The following is a 19256-nucleotide window of genomic DNA, read 5'->3' on the forward strand; positions in this document are numbered from 1 at the left end:
GTACATCAACTAAGCCCACGTTTCGTTCGGAGGCACGGGCGGAAGTTGACCGAAGGATTGGATGAATGAACAAACAGCGCGTTCGGCCGGCCCAGACCCCGCCGGCTTCGGTCCTTTCGGGCCGTGCTCGCCGCAGCTACGGAGATCCGGGGGCCCGGCGACGGCCCGGCCCGGCCGGCCGCGGTCCGCACCTGGTCGGGCACCCGCTCGAGTCGGCCCACGGAGCGGAGACGCGCCCTTCCGATGCGTACTGAGACGCTTCCGGTCGAGTCCGAGTTCTTCGCCCCCCGCGCCGCCATCGACGACCTGCTGTCCTCGTTCCTGACGGAGAGGGCGCAGGCCGCCGCGGTCCCCGGCCAGTCGGCGCTCGTCCTCCTGCTGCGCGACTTCATCGACGGGGGCAAGCGGGTCCGCCCGCTGCTGTGCGTGGCCGGCTGGCGGGCCGCGGGCGGTGAGGGAGACCCCGCGCACGCCGTCAGACTGGCCGCCTCGATCGAATTGGCGCACGCCTGCGCCCTCGTGCACGACGACATCATGGACGCGGCCGACAGTCGCCGGGGACGCCCCTCGGTCCACCGGCTGCTGGCCGACCGGCATCCGCTGCCGGAAATGGCGGACCGTTTCGGCACCAGTGGCGCCATTCTGGTGGGCGACCTCGCCCTCGTCTGGTCCGACGAACTGCTGCACACCACGCCCATGCCCGACGCCCACCGCGTCGCCGTACTGCGCGTCGTCGACCTCGCGCGGGCCGAACTGATCGCAGGCCAGCACCTGGACCTGCTGACCACCGGCGATCTCGACGTGAGCATGGAGACGGCGCTGACCGTCGTCCGCTACAAGACCGCCAAGTACACCATCGAACGGCCCTTGCAGGTCGGCGCCGCCCTGGCCGGCGCGGGCCAGCAGGTCCTGGACGCCTGCAGCGCCTACGGTGTGCCCCTCGGCGAGGCGTTCCAGCTCCGGGACGACGTGCTCGGGGTGTTCGGCGACCCGGACCGGATGGGCAAGTCGCACCTGGACGACCTGCGTGAGGGCAAGTGCACCAGCCTCGTCGTCCGCGCGCTGCGGGCCGCCGCTCCCGCGCAGGCCGACCGGCTGCGCGCGCTGCTCGGCGATCCGGAGCTGGACGAGCCGGGCGCCGCGGAGGTCCGCGACATCCTCACGAGCACCGGAGCCCGGGCCGACGTCGAGCGGATGATCGCGGAACGGTACCGGCAGGCGCTGGACGTCCTGGACGCGGCGCCCTTCACGCGCAGCGCGGTGCGCACGCTCAGGGCCGTAGCGGAGGCGGCCGTCCACCGCACGGCATGAGTACGGCGGCCCCGGCCGCCGACGGCACCGCGAGCCGAGCGGACCGGGAACCGCTGCCCGACCAGTACGGAGCCGCCCCATGACGACCCCGACGACGAGCGCACCCACGGCGGTGGCGCAGACCGTCTGGCGGGAGATCCGCCTGAGCTGGCTGTTCATCCGCGTCGACCGCTGGACCACGATCTTCCCCGGCACCTGTTTCGTCGCGGCGGCCACCGTGCACACGCGGCTGTCCCTGCCCGGGGCCGGGGCCACCGTGGCTCTGGGAGCGGTGTACTTCTGGCTGTTCATCTACGAGCACACCCTGGCCAATCAGCTGGTCGGCGTCGAGGAGGACCGCCTCAACAAGCCTTTCCGGCCGCTGGTCACCGGCGAGAGCACCGTGCGGGGCGCCCAACTGCGCCTGATCGCCGTCCGGATCGCCTTCCCCGTCTACGGCTACTGCCTGGGCGTCCTGAAATGGGCGCTGATGTGGCAGATCCTCTCCCTGCTCCAGCACGAGTACGGTTGGGGCCGCCACTGGCTGGGCAGGAACCTGTACGCCGGGATCGGGGTGATCGCCCAGTTGGCGGCCGCGTGGGAGATCGTCACCGGACTCACGCCGGACGCCTGGCGCTGGATCTGGACGCTGACGATCACGGTGACCTTCCTGATGTCCGTCCAGGACCTGCGCGACATGCACGGTGACCGCGCGGTCCGCCGCTCCACCATGCCGCTGGTCTTCGGCGAACTGCCCACCCGGATCTTCCTGTGCGCCGGCTTCGCCGTCGGCCCCGTGTTCATCCACCACTTCCTGATGGCGCCCGCCGGCCGGCACTGGTGGCTCGTGGCCACCGACGTCCTTCTCTGCGGCCTGAGCCTGCTCCTGGCGGCCAGGGTGCTGCTCCTGCGCGGCCCGGAGCAGGACCAGCGCAGCTACCGCCTGGTGGAGCAGTGGTACACCTTCGCCCTCGCCGCCTCCATCTACACACTTCGCTGACGAAAGGGCCCATGTGCCGTCAGAGGTCACGCAACGGCAGTCACGGCTGCGTATCGAGGGCGTCTGGAAGGCGTACGGCCGCAGGCAGGTGCTGTGCGGCGCCGACCTCGACGTACCACCCGGGGCACTGGTCGGTGTGGTCGGCGAGAACGGCGCGGGCAAGAGCACGCTGCTGCGCATCGCGGTGGGGCAGCTGACACCTGACCGGGGCACGGTGGTGCGCGCCGGTGCGGTGGGGTACTGCCCGCAGCAGGCGGTGCTGAACGAGTCGTTCACCGTCCTGCAGCATCTGCGGCTGTTCCAGGTGGCCTACCGGCTGCCGTCGCTGGCGCGGGCCCACGAGCTGATGGACGTACTGGGGTTCGCCCACTGCGGGCGCCGGCGGACGGGGGAGCTCAGCGGAGGGACGCAGCAGAAGCTGAACCTGCTGATCGCCCTGATGCACGATCCGCAGCTGCTGGTGCTGGACGAGCCGTACCAGGGCTTCGACTGGGACACCCACCAGCGCTTCTGGGCGCTGGCGGCCCGCCTGCGCGACGCGGGCCGCTCGATCGTCGTGGTCTCGCACCTGCTGCACGACCTGCACCACTTCGACGCGGTCCGCCACCTGCGCGAAGGCCGCCTGGAAACCGAGGAGACCGCCCGATGAGGCCGTACCCGGCGGCGTTCGCCGAGATGCTGCACTGCACGCTCCTCGGCCAGCTGCGCAATCGCATGGCCCTGCTCCTGGCGGTCGCCTTCATTCCCGGGTGGATCGCCGTGGCCCGCCTGTGCGCTTCGGACCGGGAGGTGCGTTTCCCCCTGGACTCCCTCGGCACGGAAGCCGCCGCGCAGGCGAGCCACGTCAGCCAGGTCGTCAACGCGCTCGCCGCCGTCACCCTGGTCACCGGTTTCGTGACGTTCATGGAGACGTTCAAGGCCGGGGAGGTGGACCGCCGGCTGCTGCTGGCCGGTTACCCCCGCGTCCCGATGCTGCTGGCGAAGGTCACCGCCGTCGCCCTCATCGCCGCTCTCCTGGCCCTGTACACCGTGGCCGTGCTCGGGACCTCGGTGTCCGTACGGCAGTTGGGCCCGCTGGCCCTCGGCCTCTGCGGCGCCGGCCTCGCCTACGGCGGCATCGGCCTGCTGCTGGGATCGCTGGTCCGTGGTGAGCTGGAGGGCTTCTTCCTCGTCATCATGCTCAGCCTGGTCGACACCGGCCTGCAGAACCCGGTCTTCACGGTGGTCGACCTGTCCGGTCTCGAAGTACTGCCCCTGTACGGCGCGAACCAGCTGACGCTGGCCGCCGCGTTCACCTCCGGCGCCCCCTGGTCCCACAGCCTGCTTTCGCTCGCCTGGGCCGCCGCGACCAGCGCTGCGGCCCTGCTCGTCTTCCACGTCCGTACGCGCTCCCACTGCGCGGTGGGCGCCGCGGCCACCGGGGTTCCCGCACCGGTGACCGCGGCCGGCCCGCCGGAGGCGGCCGTGCGGGCCTCCCTGCGGCGGTCTCGTTAGCGGATGTCCTCCGGGCGGTGCCGGCGGGTGTAGCGGGCCAGGGCCATGAGAGGGAAGACATGCCGGTAGTACCCGTAGCGGCAGGCCACGGCCCGGGGGACGAGTACGCCGGTGAACTGCGGTTCCTCCCAGGTCCCGGCGTCCGTCTGCCGATCGGTCAGGAGGCGCACACCGGCGCGCACCGCGTCGCTGTCGTGTTCCCCCGCGGCGAGCAGTCCGAGCAGCGCCCAGGCCGTCTGTGACGGGGTGGAGGGGCCACGGCCGAGACGCTCCGGATCGGCGTACGACTCCCAGTCCTCGCCCCAGCCGCCGTCCTCGTTCTGCACCGACGTCAGCCAGGTGACCGCGCGCCGGACGGCGGGATGGTCACCTGGCGTCCCGGCCGCGGAGAGGGCCTGCAGGACGCTGCCGGTGCCGAAGACGTGGTTGACTCCCCAGCGCCCGGACCACGCGCCGCTGTCCTCCTGCTGCCCGAGCAGCCGGCGCACGGCACGCCGGGTGGCGGGGTCGCGCGCCATGCCGAGGGCCGCCAGCATCTCCACCACGTGGGCCGTGACGTCCGCGGTCGGCTGGTCGGCGCAGTACTCGCCGAAGTCGAAGAAGGGGAGCTTACTGGGCAGGGAGCTGGTGTTGTCGGCGTCGAAGGCCGCCCACCCCCCGTTCGCGCTCTGCATGCCCAGGCTCCACCGCGTCGCCCTGCGCACGGCGTCGTCGACGCGTGCCGGTTCGGGGTGGTCGACGCGGAGCAGCGCGAGAACCACCTCGGAGGTGTCGTCGAGGTCGGGGTAATTCTGGTTGTGGAACTGGAAGGGCCACCCTCCAGGAGCGAGGTGGGGCCGCCGTACCGCCCAGTCGCCGGGCCGGTCGGTCTGCCGGGCGAGCAGCCAGTCCGCGGCCCTGACCAGCGCCGGGTGGCCGGCGGACAGGCCGGCGTCGCGCAGTGCCGTGATCGACAGGCAGGTGTCCCAGACCGGACCGTGCACGGTCTGCAGTTTCCGTACACCGTCCGCGGGCCAGGAAGCGCAGTCGTCCAGGAAACCGAAAGCGGCCTTGAGCACCGGGTGGTCCGTGGAGTAGCCCCGCAGACGCAGGGCGATGGCCACCCATGTGGTGATGGGGGTGCACGCCCCGAAGCTGCCGTCCGCCTCCTGCCGTTCGACAAGCCAGCGGGCCCCCGCGTTCGCCGCGATCGCGCGCACCGGGCGGGGGACGACTCGGCGGTACGCGCGCAGCGCGGTGTTCGCGCGCCGGAAGACGCCCTCCCAGCTGGTGACCGGGGCCGGCGTACGGAGCGCGGCGTCGGTGCCGTCGGACGTGGCGACGAGTTCGTCGACGCCGAAGGGGACCGGCCGCACGAACCGGTGCGCGCTGATGATGCTGAGGGCGACGAGCGCCTGGCGCATCACGAAACCGAAGGAATAGATGTTCAGCGGGGCCCACTTGGGCAGGGCGACGATCTCCGGCGGAATCTCGGGCAGATCGTCCCAGCTCCACAGACCGAGCATGGCGAGCCAGATACGGGCCTCCAGCGGGGCGGCCGCGACGCCGCCCCGCTCGCGCACCCACGCCGCGCTCCGGAGCATGTGCTCCTCGTCCGGACGGTGCCCGGCGAGCCGCAGCGCCACGTACGCCTGGGCGGTGGTGCCCAAGTGACCCGCGCCGTCGAAGACGAGGGGCCAGGAGCCGTCCGCGCTCTGCTGCGAGCGGATCCACCGGCCGCTCGCAGCGGCCACCCGTTCGTCCAGGACGCCCAGCAGGTGCCGCAGGAACAGGTCGTGGGCGTCATAGCTCACATCCGTGCTGAAGGTCTCCTTCCACCAGCCCTCGGTGTGCTGCCGGGCCAGCAGGTGGTCCGTGGCCCGCAGCACCGCGCGCCGAGCCGCTTCCTCCGTCCCGTCGGACGGTGGGTGCGCGAAACTGATGCCCGCTGCCCCCGCCGGGTGCGGGCTCTTCTCTCCCGCCGCGTCGTCGGCCGTCGTCGTCATGGAACTCCTGCACCTCGCTGGTGGACCGGACACCAGGAAGCTGCCCGCATCTCCCGCGCGGGCGCACCAGGCGCGCGGGATATCACCTGTCTGCCGCTGTCAGCCCCACGGAGGAGTGTCCCGCACCTCCCCGGCCCCCGCGCACCGGTCATCCGCAGTTACGCAGAACGCCCCAGAGGAACAGCACCCCCACGGCCGCCACGCCCGCCCACACCGAGGTCAGCACCGGCGGCCGGCCCCGGACCGCGCGCAGCCAGGAGAACAGGGCCAGGGGCAGGGCGGCGACGAAGAGCGCGTTGTGGGCCAGGGCGGCGGCCACGTCGCCCTGGGTGAGGTCGCGCAGCGCCCGTAAGGTGCCGCAGCCGGGGCAGAGGAGGCCGGTCGCGGAGCGGAGGGGGCAGCTGGGGTAGTGGCCCGGGGCCTCGGGATCGCGGACGGCCACGAGCACGGTCAGGGCGGCGAACAGCAGGGCGCCGGACCAGGCTTCGAGCGTCCGGCGCCGGGCGCGGTCCGGCGCGGGCGTGGTCAGTAGCCACCGCCCGCGGCGTTGGAGAGGACGACGGCGAGGCCGCCGACGAGGCCGATCCCGAGGCTGAGGAACGTCCACAGCTTCGCCTTCCTCGACGCCTGTTCGGCACCGGCCAGGTCACCGGCGCCGGCCTTGGCGTTGACCTGGGTGGCGAAGACGACGGCCGCGATGCCGGTGGGCAGGAAGCAGAAGAGCGTCACCAGGATCGCCGGGATCAGATAGGTCTGGGGCGGCCTGGCGTACTGCTGGTACCCGGGGCCGTACTGCGGCTGGTGCTGGGGCTGGGACGGGTACTGGGGCTGGTACTGCGGCGGCGGGGGCCCGTCGGGCGATGGCCGGGACGGGCCGGTCGAGGGTGTCTTGCCGCCCCAGTCCTCGCCGGGCGGGCCTTGCGGATAGGCCATGACGGCCTCCTTGTCCGGTCGGTGCGTCGGCCCGTAGGGGCTGCCGGTGGTGCCGGTGGTTCCCGTGTGCCGGAGAGCCGCTGGCCGATGTGGCACCGGCCCGGGCGGGCGGTGTCGTACGCATGACCACCCGCTGGCCCCGGGCCTCGAACACGCCAGGCGGAACGGCGGCCCCCCTGCTGCCCACCTCCCCCCTCGTGCCCTCATGCGTCCCTGGTCAGCGCCTCCAGGACGCGCCGGGTCTTGCTCTCCTGTTCGAGGTCCGGCTCCAGGTCCAGCTGCCGCAGCAGGGCCAGCAGCGATGCCCGGACGACCTCGGAGCCCTCCGGCTCCACCCGCTCGGAGACCTCCAGCCAGTCCAGCGGCGGCCCGGTGGGCGGGGTCAGTGACCAGCGTTCGACGGTCAGTTCGTGGTGCCGGCGGCGGACGTCGCGCCAGCGCTGGGCGCGCACCGGCCCGTACACGGTCAGCTCCCGGAAGTCGACGGCGAGGTCCGCGCAGTCGGCGAGGAAGCGTTCCTGGGCGGCGGAGAAGGCGGTGTGCAGCGGGCGGTGCCCGGCGGCCGCCGCGTCGATGCCCCGGCGGTCCCGGGTACGGGTGAGGGAGGCCGAGAGGACCTGGCGCTCCCCCGCCCAGTCGCTCTCCAGGCGGAGCTCGTCGTCACCGTGCCGGTGGTAGTCCAGCCAGTGGGCGGGGACGCGGGCCCGGCGGCAGGGCCGGAGTCTGGCCGTGGCGTCGCCCTTCTTCCCCTGGCGGGACCGCAGACGCAGGATCACCCCGGCCTCCAGCAGCGGCAGTTCGCCCGGGTGGCGGTGGCGGGGGCCTTCGCAGAAGAAGACCTGGCACCAGACGCCCCCGTCGTCCGGTGCCAGAGCCTTGGCGGCCACCTCCGCCCGCGCGCCGGAGAACGTGGCCTTGATCTCGACCGCGTCCAGCCGAGGAACGGGCCCTGCGGAGCCTGTCATAGCGCGCCCCCCGTGGTTCTCCGTGTCCGCGCGTGCCCCCACTCAACTCCTCGCGCGACGCGGCCGCTTCGGGGAGGTCCCCACATGTGCCCGAAGAATGTGCGAGGCCCTTCAGGGGCGCTGCCCGGGGGAGCATGATGGTCCCGGCGCCGGAGTACGGGCCGCACACGGGACATGCGAGCGCCCGGGGGGCGACATGGACGGCAGGCGACGGACCACCGGCTCGTCCCGGCTCCCCCGCCCGGCGGGCCCGGGCCTGGTGGGCCGCGGGCGCGAACGCCGTCTCATCGACGACCTGCTGGCCGCCGGGGCGGACGGAGGTGCGGCGTTACTGCTGTGGGGCGAGCCCGGCGTGGGCAAGACGGCGCTGCTGGAGTACGCCGCCGAGCAGGCCGGGGACGCCGCGCTGCGGGCCCGGGGCATCGAGTCGGAGACGGTCCTGCCGTTCGCGGTGCTCGCCGACCTGTTGCTCCCGTTTGATGCGGAATTCAGGGAGCTCCCCGGGGTGCAGCGCGCGGCGCTGGAATCGTGCCTGGCCCTGTCGGGGGAGCCGCTGGCCAACCCGTACGCGGCCTGCATGGGCGCGCTGAACGTGCTGGCCGCGCTCGGCGAGAAGAAGCCGGTGGCGGTGCTCGTGGACGATCTGCAGTGGGTCGACCCGTCCTCCCAGCGGGTGCTGCTGTTCGTCGCGCGGCGGGTGGCGGGCGAGCGGGTGGCGCTCGCGTTCACCTCGCGCGAGGAGCCCGGTGAGCCGGGCGCGCCGCACAGCCTGCCGTCCGTCGAGGTGACCGGGCTGTCGCGGAGCGAGTGCGGGCAGCTGCTGCGGCGGGCGGGCGTCGTGACGGCGCCGGCGGTGGAGGCGGACCTGGTGAAGATCAGTGGCGGCAATCCGCTGGCCCTGCTGGAGGCCGCCCGCTCCCTCACCCCGGAACAGACGCGCGGCGAGGAGCCGATGCACAACCCGCCGTCGCTGGGGCGGCATCTGGAGCGCGCCTGGTCGGCCCGGATCAACGCGCTCCCCGAGGCCACCCGGCAGGCCCTCACCGTACTCGCCGCGCACCGGTCGACCGCGCTGGCCGGGCTGTGCGAGGCGCTGGGGGTGCTCGGCCTGTCGCTGTCGTCCCTGTGCCCGGCCGAGGAAGACGGCCTGGTGACGTCGACCGGTGACGGGCTGGACTTCCGGCATCCCGTGCTGCGCCCGCTGGTGCTCGGTCGGGCGCCGCTGGCCCACCGGCTCGCCGCGTTCGGCGCCCTCGCGCAGGTCACGCGCGGCCCGCTGCACGCGTGGTACCGGGCGGCCGCCGCCACCGGCCCCGACGCCCAGGCCGCCGCCGCGCTGGCGGAGGCGGCGGAAGAGGCCCGCAGGCGCAGCGCGTTCGAGGAGTCGGCACTGACCTGGCGGCGTGCCGCGGAGCTGACCGAAGACCGGGCAGCGCGCGCGGACCTGCTGCACCGCGCCGCGTCCGACGCCTTCCTGGGCGGCTCGGCGTCCAGTTCCCAGTGGTGCGAGGAAGCGCTGCGTACGACCACGGAGCCCTCCGTGCGCGCCGACATCGAGCTGTTGTTGGGGCGCATCCACACCTGGAACGGTGAGCCCGCGCGCGCTTACGAACTCCTCGCCGAGGCCGCGCGCACCATCTGCCGCACCGATGCCGTACGGGCGTGTGTCCTGCTTGCTGAAGCGGTGGTGCCCGCCAGCATGGACGGCCGGGTGGCCGCAGCCGTGCGGACCGCCGAAGATTCGTTCCGTCTGGCCTCCGAGTCGGGGCCGGACCGCTGGCTGAGCATGGCTCTGCTCGGCTCGGCGCTGGCGGTCTCCGGGCAGATCGGCCGGGGCGTGGCCATGCTGGGCGCCGCCGACGGGCACTGCACCGGCGATCCCGTACGCAATCAGCAGCTGTACGCGCTGGCCGGGCAGGCGTGGAACTGGGTCGAGGACCGCGACCGCAGCCGCCGGCTGCTCAACTCCGCCGTGGAGTCGGCCCGCCGGCACAGCGCGCCCGGCGTCCTGCCGTTCACGCTGGCCGTACGCAGCGATCTGGAGGCCCGGGTCGGTCACTGGAACGCCGGGTACGGCGACGCCACGGAGGCCCTGCACTGGTCGGAGGAGCTGGGCCAGATCTCCTGCGTCGGCTACAGCCTGGCGTGCCTGGCCCGGCTGGACGCGCTGCGCGGCGACCGGGTGCGGTGCGAGGAGCAGGTCGGCCGGGCCCGGCGGGAGGTCGGCGGGTACGGCATCGGCTGTCTGGAGCGGCACCTGACCGCCGCGCTGGGGCTGGCCGCGCTCGCCCACGGCGACCATTGCGCCGCCGCCGACCAGCTGGAACAGAGCTTCGCGCTGGTCACCGCGCAGGGGGTGGGCAATCCGCTGGTGGTGCCGTGCGCGGCCGATCTCGTCGAGGCGCAGCTGCGGACGGGCAACACCGCCCGCGCCGGGGAGGTCGCGGACTGGCTGGAGGCACGGGCGCGGGCCACCGGGCTGGCGGCCGCGGAAGCCGCCGCCGCCCGCTGCCGGGGCCTGCTGGCCGCGTCGTACGAGGCCGCGCGGGCCGCGTTCGCCACCGCCCTCGCGGCGCACGAGCGCATCCGCGAGCCGTTCGAGCAGGCCCGGACCCTGCTGTGCGAGGCGGAACTGCTGCGCCGCTACCGCCACCCCGCCGCCGCCCGGGCCCCGCTCGCCTCGGCGCTGGCGCGCTTCGAGAGCCTGGGTGCGGTGCCGTGGGCGCGGCGGGCCGCCGGTGAGCTGGCGGCCACGGGTGCTCCGCCGACGGCACCGGCCGCGCCGGACGGTGTCTGGGAGCAACTGACGCCGCAGGAGTTCCAGGTGGCCCGCGCGGTGGCCCGCGGCCTGAACAACACCGAGGCGGCGGTCTCCCTCTTCGTCTCCCGCAAGACGGTCGAGGCGCACCTCACGCGCGTCTACCGGAAGCTGGGCGTCCGCTCCCGGACCGAGCTGACACGGCTGATGGCGTCCGGCGAACTGGTCGACTGAGCGCCGTCGCGCACCGGGTGACCCCTGCCACAAGGCGTCCGTAATGTCCGCTTCCCGCGGGGCGCCGCCGGTGGATGGGTTAGGTTCACAGAGGTCGGGGTGCCGCCCGAGCAGCCCGCCGCTGACTGCTCGCGGCGCCCTGGAAACGGCCTCACCAGGGAGAGTATCGCCATGCAAGAGCCAGTGGACCCACCGCCGGCGGCGCACGGCCCCGACCCGGCCGCCGTGCCGCCGGACGCCGACGGTACGCGCAACGGCGAGTCGCGGGAGATCGACCGGCTCCGCCGGGAAGTACGGGACCTGCGGGGCAAGCTGCTCGCCCATCCGCTGATATCCCACGCGCAGGGTCTGCTCCAGGAACGCTACCGGCTCCCGGACGCGGAGACCGCGTTCGAGCTGATGAAGCGCTGCTCTCAGCAGCACAACCTGAAACTGCGCAACCTCGCGTCCGCCGTGGTCTCCGTCCCCCGCCCCGACGACGAGCGGGGCCTGTGGTTTCCCGGCCGGTCCGGCCGGGCGGCTCCCCCGCTGCGGTTCCTGCCCGGCCACCGCCCGGACAAGGTCAACCGCAGCACCGTCCTGAAGCAGGTGCTGCACCAGGCGCTGGCGTTCACCGAGGCGCCCATGGGTGATCTGCAGGTGATGGAGTCCGCCGGCAGTCTCCGGATGGCGCACCACCGCGGGCTCAGCGAGGAGTTCCTCGACTTCTTCACCGTGGTCGAGGACGGCACGTCCTGCTCCCTCGCCGCCCGGCGCCGGGTCCGCGTCGTCTCGGACGTCGCCACCGATCCGGCGATCAGCGAACCGGCCCGCGAAATGATCCTCGCGGTCGGCAGCCGCACCGCGCACAGCCTGCCGATGCTCTCGTCCGCGGGCCGTGTCGTCGGGGTGTTCTCCCTCCACCTCCCCCGGCCGGGACAAGACCTCACGCGGGTGCAGGCCACCGCCCTGGACGGGCTGGCCGCCCAGGCGGGCCGGTGGCTGGAGTGGCACCAGGACACGATGGTGCTGAACGCTCTGGAAGACCTGCACCGACGCGGCAGAGAACTACGGGCCGGGCCGGCCCGGCGGCGCACGGAATAGGAGATCGTTCCGGGCGGTTGGGGAGTGGCGACGGCGAACAGCCCGACCGGTCCGGCCGTTTCGACGCGCCGGCCGCGGAACGGGTACGGGGGGACCGCCAGTCGCTCAGTACCCGGCTGCAAGGAGATGATGAGCATGAGCAACGCGCCCGGACAGGACGCCGCCACGGCCGCCGCACTGCCGCACCGGACCGGACTCGCCGACCACGTCGACGACGGCGCCGCCTTCGACTACATCGTGTGCGGGGCCGGTTCGGCCGGCTCCGTCCTGGCCGGCCGGCTCGCGGCCGACCCCGCCGTCACGGTGCTGCTCGTCGAGAGCGGCGGCGACGACGATGACGAGCGCGTGCGCAACCCCGACCTGTGGCCCGCCAACCTCGGCACCGAGCGGACCTGGGACCACGTCACGGAGCCGAACCCGCGCCTGAACGGGCGCCGGCTCGCCTACGCAACGGGCCGCGGCCTAGGCGGGGGCGGCGCCGTCAACGCCGGCGTGTGGGCCCGCGGGCACCGGAGCGACTGGGATTCCTACGCCGAGCTGACCGGCGATCCCGCGTGGGGCTACGCCCACGTACTGGAGCTCTACCGGAAGATCGAGGACTGGCAGGGCGCGCCCGACCCCGAGCGCCGGGGCAGCGGTGGGCCCATGCGGATCCAGCCGGCGCAGGACGTGCACCCGCTCTTCACCGCCTACCTCGACGGCGCCGAGTCCACCGGCGTCTCCCGTTTCGACAGTTCCAACGGTGCCCTGATGGAGAAGGCTCAGCCGCTATGTCGCCCCCCTCCTGGGGCAGCCCAACCTCACGGTCCTGCCGCACGCGACGGTCTCCCGCGTGCTGCTCTCCGGGGGCCGGGCCGCCGGCGTGGAGTTCGTCCACGCCGGCAAGCCGGTGCGCGCGCACGCGGCGCGGGAGGTGGTGCTGTCGCTGGGCGCGATCGGCACCCCGGCCGTCCTCATGCGGTCCGGGATCGGGGACGAGACCGAACTGCGCTCCGCCGGCGTACCGGTGGTCCAGCACCTGCCCGGTGTCGGCCGCAACCTCGACGACCACATACGCCTGCCCTGCATGTGGGAGGCCGAGGACGTGCCGATGCCGGTGCCCACGCGCAGCCAGGCCGTATGCTTCTGGGGCGACGACACGCGGCCGGGCGCGCCGGAGTTCGTCATGTACCTCTCGCCCGCCCCGTCCGTCTCCGCCGAGAGCGCGGCCCAGTACCCGCCGCCGGAACGGTGTTTCACCCTGATGCCCGCCATGCGCCTGCGTCCCGGCAGCCGCGGCCGGGTCCGCCTGGCGAGCCTGGACCCGCTGGTCGGGCCGCGCGTCGAGACGAACTTCTTCGCCGACCCCGACGACGTCCGCTCGGCCCTGTCCGCGGTCGCCATGGCCCGCGAGGTCGGCAACTCCGCCGCGCTCCGCCCGTTCGCCAAGCGGGAGGTGTCCCCCGCGTCCTTTGCGGCGGACACGCTCGACCTGTTCCTGCGCAACGCCGTCGAGACGTACTGGCACCAGAGCGGCACGGCCCGGATGGGCCGAGACCGGGACGCCGTCGTGGACGCCCGGCTCCAGGTGCACGGCATCGACGGCCTCCGCGTCGCAGACGCCTCGGTACTGCCCCATGTGACGGTCGCCAACACGATGGCCCCCTCCATGGTGGTCGGCGAGCGGGCGGCAGAGATGATCACAGCAGGCCAGGGCTGACCTCGGCAGGTGGCATCGGCCGGCCGGGCACCGGCCCGGTCGGCCTCGCCGTCGTCCGCGTCCGCCCCTCGTCGTCCGCTGTTTGTCATGCTGACGCTGAAGGCCAGGACGTCGAGACGGCTGGAGGGGTGCCATCGTGGCACTGGGCGCGGCGGACGGCGGTATGGACCCGGCGGGCGAGGCAGCCGCTTTCCGGGACTTGCGGGAGCGGCTGCGCGGTCCGTTCGGGGGTGACGGGGTACGTGCGGGCGACGGGCCGCCCGGGGTCGTCGTGGTCGTGCCCAGCTTCACGCTCGACCAGGCCGGGATGGACAAGGTCCCCGGGATCGTCCACTACGAGGAACGCCTGCTCGCCTTCCTGCACCTGCTCCGCGCCCCGCGCCGTCGTCTCGTGTACGTCACCAGCCTGCCGCTGCCCGAACCGCTGGTCGCCTACGCGCTCGGGCTGGTCCGTTCGCTGTCCGCCCCGGACGCCCGGCGCAGGCTCGTCCTCCTGGACTGCGGGGACGACCGCCCCGTCCCGCTGACGCAGAAGATCCTCGGGCGCCCGGACCTGCTGGACCGCATCAGAAGCCTGGTGCGCGAGCCGGAGGACGCCTGCCTGCTCGCCTTCAACGGTTCGCGGCACGAGCGGTCACTGGCCGTACGGCTCGGCGTGCCGTTGTACGCGTGCGACCCGGACCTGTCGCACCTGGGGACCAAGAGCGGCGCGCGCGCCTTGTGCACGTCCGCCGGTGTGCCCGTACCCCGCGGTGTCGAGGGCGTACGGGACCGGGACGACCTGGTCACCGCGCTCGCCGAACTCCGGGCGGCGCACCCGGACGTGGACCGCGCCATGATCAAACTCAATGACGGCTTCGGCGCCGGCGGCAACGCGATGTTCGCCTTTCGCGGGGCGCCTCGGGGCAGCGGCGCCGGGCGCTGGATCCGGCGCGCCCTCCCGGACCGCATCGAGTTCGCCACTCCGCCCGACACCTGGGCGCACTACGCCGGGAAACTGGACGTCATGGGCGGTGTGGTGGAGGAGTTCCTGGACGGGGCCGAGGTCACCTCCCCGTCCGCCCAGGTGCACGCGTCGCCCTCCGGCGACGTGCGGGTGATCTCCACCCAGGACCAGCTCTTCGACGCCGCCCTGCGCCAGACGTACACCGGCTGCTCCTCCCCCGCCCGGGCGGACTACCGACCTGAGCTGCGGGAACTGGCCCACCGGGCGGGCCGTGCCCTCGCCGCCGCGGGGATGGTCGGTATCGCCAGCGTCGACTTCGTCTCGGTACGCGGGACGTCCGGATTCCGGCACCACGCCGTGGAGATCAATCTGCGGATGGGCGGCGGCACCGCGCCCCTCATGTTCCTGCACGGCGCGACCGGCGGCGGCCACGACCCCCGGACCGGGGAATTCCTGGCCCCGGAAGGGGAGCCGTGCTGCTACGTCGCCTCCGACCGCCTGCACCGGGACTCCTACCGCTCGCTCACCCCGGAACAGGTCCTCACCGCCGCCTCCCGCGAGGGCCTGCTCTACCGGCACGACGACCGCCGGGGCGTCATCCTCCACATGCTGGGCGCCTTGCCCCGCTTCGGAAAGCTCGGTGCCGTCGCTGTCGACCGTACGGCCGAGGCGGCGCACGGGCGGTTCCGCCGGTTCGTCGCTCTGCTGGACTCCCTGGGGGCGCCGGGCGGCGACGGCCCGGGGGCCGGGTGATCCGGACGTCCGTCAGCCGTGCGGGGCCGTCGTCCGGATCGTTCGTTCATGTCAGGCGCACAGATCAGTCGTCCAGGGCCCGGGCGGCACTCGCGCGAAGCGCCGCCAGTCCGCGGGCGATGCTCTCCTGCTGGTGGCTGCCGCGCCGTACGCAGGTCAGTACGCGGCGCAGGGGCCGGGGATCGCCGTGCACCGGTACGCGTACCACTCCCTCGTGCGCCGTGCAGGGGACCAGGCGCGGGACGAGGCAGACGCCGAGGCCGTGGGCGACCATCGCGAGGACGCCGTGCCAGGCGTCGGCATGGTGGGTCAGCCGCGGGGCGAAGCCCGCCGCCGTGCACAGGGCCCGGGTCAGCCGGTTCTGGTCGTGGTGGGCCGAGATCCAGTCCTCCCTGGCCGCGTCGGCCAGTTCGATGTGGTCCCGCGCGGTGAACGGGTGCCCGGCCGGGACCGCGAGGTCCTGGAACTCGTCGAGCAGCGGCTGCTGGTCGAACCGTTCGTCGTCCAGGGGCGGGCTGCCGGACAGCGGCGTCAGAACGGCGATGTCGATCTCCGAGGAGAGCAGCTGCCGGTAGCACTTGTCGGTGTCGGTCTCGGTGAGCAGCGCCCTGACGGGCCGGGGCTCGCGCAGCAACGCCTGCGCGGCGGGCGCCAGCAGGGAGCCCACACTGGTCGCGAAGCCGCCGACGCGCAGGGTGCGGTACGGGCCGGCGTCGTGCCGGCCGAGATCGGCCCGTACCCGCTCCCACTGCGCGGTCAGCGCGTCGGCGTGGCCGAGCAGGACCTGGCCCGCCTCGGTCAGGCGCAGCCGCCGGCCGTCGCGCTCCAGGAGGTCGGCGCCCACCTGCCGGGAGAGCTGGCGCAGTTGCTGGGAAACCGCGGACGGCGACAGGTTCAGTGCGCGCGCCGTGGCCGTCACCGTGGCCTGGGCGTGCAGGACGCGCAGCGTCTGGAGCAGCCGCAGATCAATCATGCGGTGATTCAACACGATGCCGTACGGAAATGTGCGATGGACCCGCACGATCACCGGGGCGCAGGCTGGCCGCATGGTGGTTCGGCGAAGCAGTACCGGGACGGGAGCGGCGCGAGTGCCCACGGACGCCGCGCGAGCGCCGATGCTGATCCTCGGCAGTGTCGTCAGCGTGCAGTTCGGGCAGGCCCTCGGCAAGGGGCTGATCGGTGAGGCCGGCGGGCCGTGGAGCGCGGTCGCGCTGCGGCTGTCCCTGGCCGCGGCGGTCCTCCTCGTGTGGCGGCGGCCCCGGCTGCCCGCCGCGCGCGGGGACCGCTTGCTGGTCCTCGCCTTCGGCACGTCGATCGCCGGTATGAACCTGGTCTACCCGGCCATGGCCCGCCTGCCGCTGGGGGTCGCCGTGACCCTCCAGCTGATGGGGCCGCTGGCGCTCGCGCTCGGTTCCGCGCGTCGGTGGCGCGAGGCCCTGTGGGGCGTGCTGGCGGTGGCCGGCGTCCTGTTGTTCGCGGCCCCGGGCCGGGCCGGTTCGCTGCCCCTGGCCGGTCTGGCTTTCGCGCTCGCGTCAGCGGCGTCCATGGGTACGTATCTGCTCCTGAGCCGGCGGGTGGGCGCCCGTCTGCCCGGCGGCGGCCCGCTGGCGCTCGCGGTGGCCTGGGCGGCCGTGCTCACCGTCCCGTGCGGCCTCGTGGAGGACGGCGGAGCGCGGCTGGGCCGCCCGCCGGTCCTCGCCGTGGCGCTCGGCGTGGCGGTCCTGTCCTCGGTGGTGCCCTACTCCCTGGAACTGGCGGCGCTGCGGCGGCTGCCGGTCCGGGTCGCGGGGGTGCTGCAGAGCCTGGAGCCGGTGGTGGCGGGCCTCGCCGGTCTGCTCCTGCTGGACGAGTGGCTCACGGCGGCACAGTGGGCCGCGATCGGCTGCATCGCGGCCGCGTCGGCCGGCGCGGTGGCCACCCGGCGGCCGGAGGCGGCGCAGCCGTGAGAGAGCGACGGCTTCCGGTGGCGTGCACCGCATCAGCGGGCTCGCGCGGGTGCCACGGTGACACCGTAGAGGCGGATCTTGCGGTAGATGGTGGCCCGGGAGATGCCCAGTTGCCGGGCCGCCACGTCGCGGTTGCCCGCGGCGTCGTGCAACGCCCGTACGATCGCGTCCCGTTCGGCGGCCTCCCAGGGAGTGAGGGTGCGGCGGCAGGAACTGTGGCACTCCGGTGCGAGGTCGTGCGGTTGCAGGTCGGCCTGCCGTCGCCCGCGCGCCGCCTGTTGGAGGACCCGGCTCAAGTGCCGTACGTTGCCCGGCCAGTCACAGCGGGTGAGGACCTGCATCGCAGCCGGAGTGCAGGACACGGTGCCGCCGCGGTCGTGCCGGGCCAGCAGCGCGGGGACGAGGTCACGGATGTCCTCGGGCCGGTAGCGCAGCGGCGCCACGGCCACGGTGCACGGGAAGACGGCACTGTCCAGCGCCGGGGGCGTGGCACCCGCCGGGGCGGGTCCCTGTCCGGGGGCCGTGTACAGGCCGACGACCCACGGGCCGGTGCCACGGTTGCGCCGCGCTCCGGTGAGCAGCGTCTCCAGCCGGGGCATCAGGTCCCGGTTCGCCGCTTCCAGGTGCTGGAGCACCACCGTGCCGTCCTCGTCCCGGAGTGCCTCTTCGGCGCGGGCCAGGAGGTCCGGGAGGTGCTGATGGGACGTCAGGTCCATGACGTACAGCCGGTTCCGGGGGCGTACCCAGTGGTGGGCGGCGCGCACCAGGGCCAGCTTGCCCACCCCGGCCTCGCCCACCACACGGGTCGGCAGCCGCTGCCGGCAGGCGGACACGACGTCGCGGCTCGCGGAGCGCCAGGACGGCGAGCGGCCGGCCAGCCCCGGCAGCAGCGCCGGAAGGGGCGCCGGGGACGGCTGCGGGCCGCTGCGCGCGCCGGGGGTACGGTCCGCCGTGGCGGAAGCCCCGCTCTCCCCCGCCGTCAGGCCGACGACACAGCCGATCGGCCGGTCGGGCGGACCGATCACAGTGCAGCGGACCCGTACGTCGGCACCGGACGCCAGGCTCAGCGACACGTCCACGCGCTGTCTGCGGCTCCCCGCCGGTGCGGCCAGCAGGTCGGCGGCGAGCGCGCCCGCCTGGCGCAGGTCCTGCGGCTCCAGAAGGCGGACCGCCTCGGTGTTGGCCATCCGCAGGGTGGGCGTCACCAGGAGCACCGGGCCACTGGTGCGCCGGCCCGCGGCGAGGAACGCGTCCAGGGCGGCGCGCTCCTTGCCGGAGTACCGGTCCAGCAGCCGCTCCTCGATGTCGGCGGCGGCCTGCCGTACCACCGCGGCCATCAGCGGGGAGGCGTCCTGCCGCAGACACGTCAGGTTGACGGCGCCTTCCTGCCGTCCGGTGAGCGGATTGCGTACGGGGACGCCGGCGCAAGCGGCGCGCTGCAAGGGCTCGGCGAAGTGCTCGGCGCCGAAGACGGTGCTCAGGCGGCGTTCGGCGAGCGCGGTGCCGATGCCGTTGGTGCCGACGGCCTCCTCCGCGTAACTGAATCCGGGGGCGAGGTGCACCCGGTCCATCAGGCGCACGACAGCCGTGTCGCCGCCCCGGCGGTACAGGACCCGGGCCGCGGAGTCCGCGAGGACGACGCCGGCCGTGCAGTCGGCGAGGAGTTGCTCGACGCGGTCGAGGACCGGCGCCGCGGCGGACAGGAGGCGGCTGTCCCAGTCGATGTGCTGCTCCACGTGCGGGACGTGCAGGTGGTCGGCGTCCACCGCGTGCAGGCGGCAGCGTCTCCAGGAGGAGAGGACCGCTTCCCGGATCCGGGGGCGCGGCACGCCGGGGGCCGCCGCACCGGAGGAGGGGTGGGAGGAAGCGGGCGGACCGGCGGCAGCGGCGGAGCCGGCCGTGCCGCGCCCGTCCGGTCCGCGTGCCGCCGCGGACGTCTCCGGAGCACGGCTGAGCATCCGCTCTCGTGCCCGCATGACCGCCTGGTCGGGGAACTGCCGGAAATCCATGGTTGCAGACATGCCCCGGGGGCCGAACCGCGATCCCCGCGAACGGCCTCAATCGCCCCACCGTGTGCGGCACTCCCCCGCTCCGGCCCGAAAGTCCGCCGGTATCAGGGGTGTTGCCGCCGTACCGTCTCAGAGTGAGACAACGCGGACGGCGGCCGCGT

The 19256-nt window shown here is 73.9% G+C and carries 15 protein-coding genes and 2 pseudogenes; 11 read left to right on the forward strand and 6 right to left on the reverse strand.

Annotated features, from left to right (window positions below):
* The first annotated feature begins 243 nt into the window (after positions 1-243).
* From JXZ78_RS02345 to JXZ78_RS02360, 4 genes are all read left to right on the forward strand, one after another.
* Positions 244-1311: a polyprenyl synthetase family protein gene (locus JXZ78_RS02345; RefSeq protein WP_030018591.1), complete on the forward strand. Its 1068-nt coding sequence runs from the start codon at positions 244-246 to the stop codon at positions 1309-1311.
* 79 nt (positions 1312-1390) lie between these two features.
* On the forward strand, positions 1391-2290 hold the full coding sequence (gene stsC / locus JXZ78_RS02350) for a somaliensene A/B synthase (protein ID WP_030018592.1): 900 nt from the start codon (positions 1391-1393) through the stop codon (positions 2288-2290).
* Between the two features lie 13 nt (positions 2291-2303).
* On the forward strand, positions 2304-2939 hold the full coding sequence (locus JXZ78_RS02355; protein ID WP_106968696.1) for an ABC transporter ATP-binding protein: 636 nt from the start codon (positions 2304-2306) through the stop codon (positions 2937-2939).
* Complete coding sequence (locus JXZ78_RS02360; protein ID WP_030018594.1) at positions 2936-3784, forward strand: integral membrane protein; 849 nt, start codon at positions 2936-2938, stop codon at positions 3782-3784. Before JXZ78_RS02355 ends, JXZ78_RS02360 begins: the two co-directional genes overlap by 4 nt.
* Here the strand turns inward: JXZ78_RS02360 and shc are convergent.
* The 4 genes from shc to JXZ78_RS02380 all read right to left on the reverse strand — a co-directional run bounded on the left by shc (position 3781) and on the right by JXZ78_RS02380 (position 7667).
* Positions 3781-5769, reverse strand: a complete 1989-nt coding sequence (gene shc, locus JXZ78_RS02365; protein WP_033037208.1) for a squalene--hopene cyclase — start codon at positions 5767-5769, stop codon at positions 3781-3783. The two genes, JXZ78_RS02360 and shc, sit on opposite strands and share 4 nt — an antisense overlap.
* Positions 5770-5917: 148 nt before the next feature.
* Positions 5918-6211, reverse strand: coding sequence for a DUF2752 domain-containing protein (locus JXZ78_RS02370; protein ID WP_050502167.1), 294 nt, complete (start codon positions 6209-6211; stop codon positions 5918-5920).
* A gap of 83 nt (positions 6212-6294) precedes the next feature.
* Positions 6295-6702 carry a CD225/dispanin family protein gene (locus JXZ78_RS02375; RefSeq protein ID WP_050502168.1) on the reverse strand — a complete coding sequence of 136 codons (408 nt, stop codon included), beginning with the start codon at positions 6700-6702 and terminating at the stop codon, positions 6295-6297.
* Positions 6703-6905: 203 nt separating this feature from the next.
* Positions 6906-7667 carry a hypothetical protein gene (locus tag JXZ78_RS02380; protein ID WP_030018598.1) on the reverse strand — a complete coding sequence of 254 codons (762 nt, stop codon included), beginning with the start codon at positions 7665-7667 and terminating at the stop codon, positions 6906-6908.
* 196 nt (positions 7668-7863) lie between these two features.
* On the opposite strand from JXZ78_RS02380, the gene JXZ78_RS02385 reads away from it, so the two are divergent.
* From JXZ78_RS02385 to JXZ78_RS02405, 6 genes and pseudogenes are all read left to right on the forward strand, one after another.
* Positions 7864-10659 (forward strand): helix-turn-helix transcriptional regulator, encoded by a 2796-nt coding sequence (locus JXZ78_RS02385; protein WP_030018599.1) that lies wholly within the window; start codon positions 7864-7866, stop codon positions 10657-10659.
* A 171-nt stretch (positions 10660-10830) separates the two neighbouring features.
* Complete coding sequence (locus JXZ78_RS02390; protein ID WP_078624029.1) at positions 10831-11742, forward strand: ANTAR domain-containing protein; 912 nt, start codon at positions 10831-10833, stop codon at positions 11740-11742.
* A 135-nt stretch (positions 11743-11877) separates the two neighbouring features.
* Positions 11878-12453, forward strand: a pseudogene (locus JXZ78_RS40985) (GMC family oxidoreductase N-terminal domain-containing protein); the annotation flags it as partial.
* Positions 12454-12520: 67 nt separating this feature from the next.
* A pseudogene (locus JXZ78_RS40095) lies at positions 12521-12784 on the forward strand (GMC family oxidoreductase N-terminal domain-containing protein); the annotation flags it as partial.
* 24 nt (positions 12785-12808) lie between these two features.
* The gene (locus tag JXZ78_RS02400; protein ID WP_341865867.1) at positions 12809-13441 is read left to right on the forward strand and encodes a GMC oxidoreductase; all 633 of its coding nucleotides are present in this window, start codon (positions 12809-12811) and stop codon (positions 13439-13441) included.
* Between the two features lie 136 nt (positions 13442-13577).
* Positions 13578-15140 carry a peptide ligase PGM1-related protein gene (locus JXZ78_RS02405; protein ID WP_238782622.1) on the forward strand — a complete coding sequence of 521 codons (1563 nt, stop codon included), beginning with the start codon at positions 13578-13580 and terminating at the stop codon, positions 15138-15140.
* A gap of 64 nt (positions 15141-15204) precedes the next feature.
* Here the strand turns inward: JXZ78_RS02405 and JXZ78_RS02410 are convergent, their stop codons facing one another.
* The gene (locus JXZ78_RS02410; protein WP_030018602.1) at positions 15205-16113 is read right to left on the reverse strand and encodes a LysR family transcriptional regulator; all 909 of its coding nucleotides are present in this window, start codon (positions 16111-16113) and stop codon (positions 15205-15207) included.
* Positions 16114-16228: 115 nt separating this feature from the next.
* Here JXZ78_RS02410 and JXZ78_RS02415 point away from each other — a divergent pair, with 115 nt between their 5' ends.
* Complete coding sequence (locus JXZ78_RS02415; protein ID WP_238782623.1) at positions 16229-17086, forward strand: EamA family transporter; 858 nt, start codon at positions 16229-16231, stop codon at positions 17084-17086.
* 32 nt (positions 17087-17118) lie between these two features.
* Here JXZ78_RS02415 and JXZ78_RS40100 read toward each other — a convergent pair whose 3' ends face one another.
* Positions 17119-19095, reverse strand: a complete 1977-nt coding sequence (locus JXZ78_RS40100; RefSeq protein WP_050502170.1) for a sigma-54-dependent Fis family transcriptional regulator — start codon at positions 19093-19095, stop codon at positions 17119-17121.
* Positions 19096-19256: the final 161 nt, after the last annotated feature.

The sequence above is a fragment of the Streptomyces monomycini genome (assembly GCF_022271435.1).
GTDB classification, from domain to species: domain Bacteria; phylum Actinomycetota; class Actinomycetes; order Streptomycetales; family Streptomycetaceae; genus Streptomyces; species Streptomyces monomycini.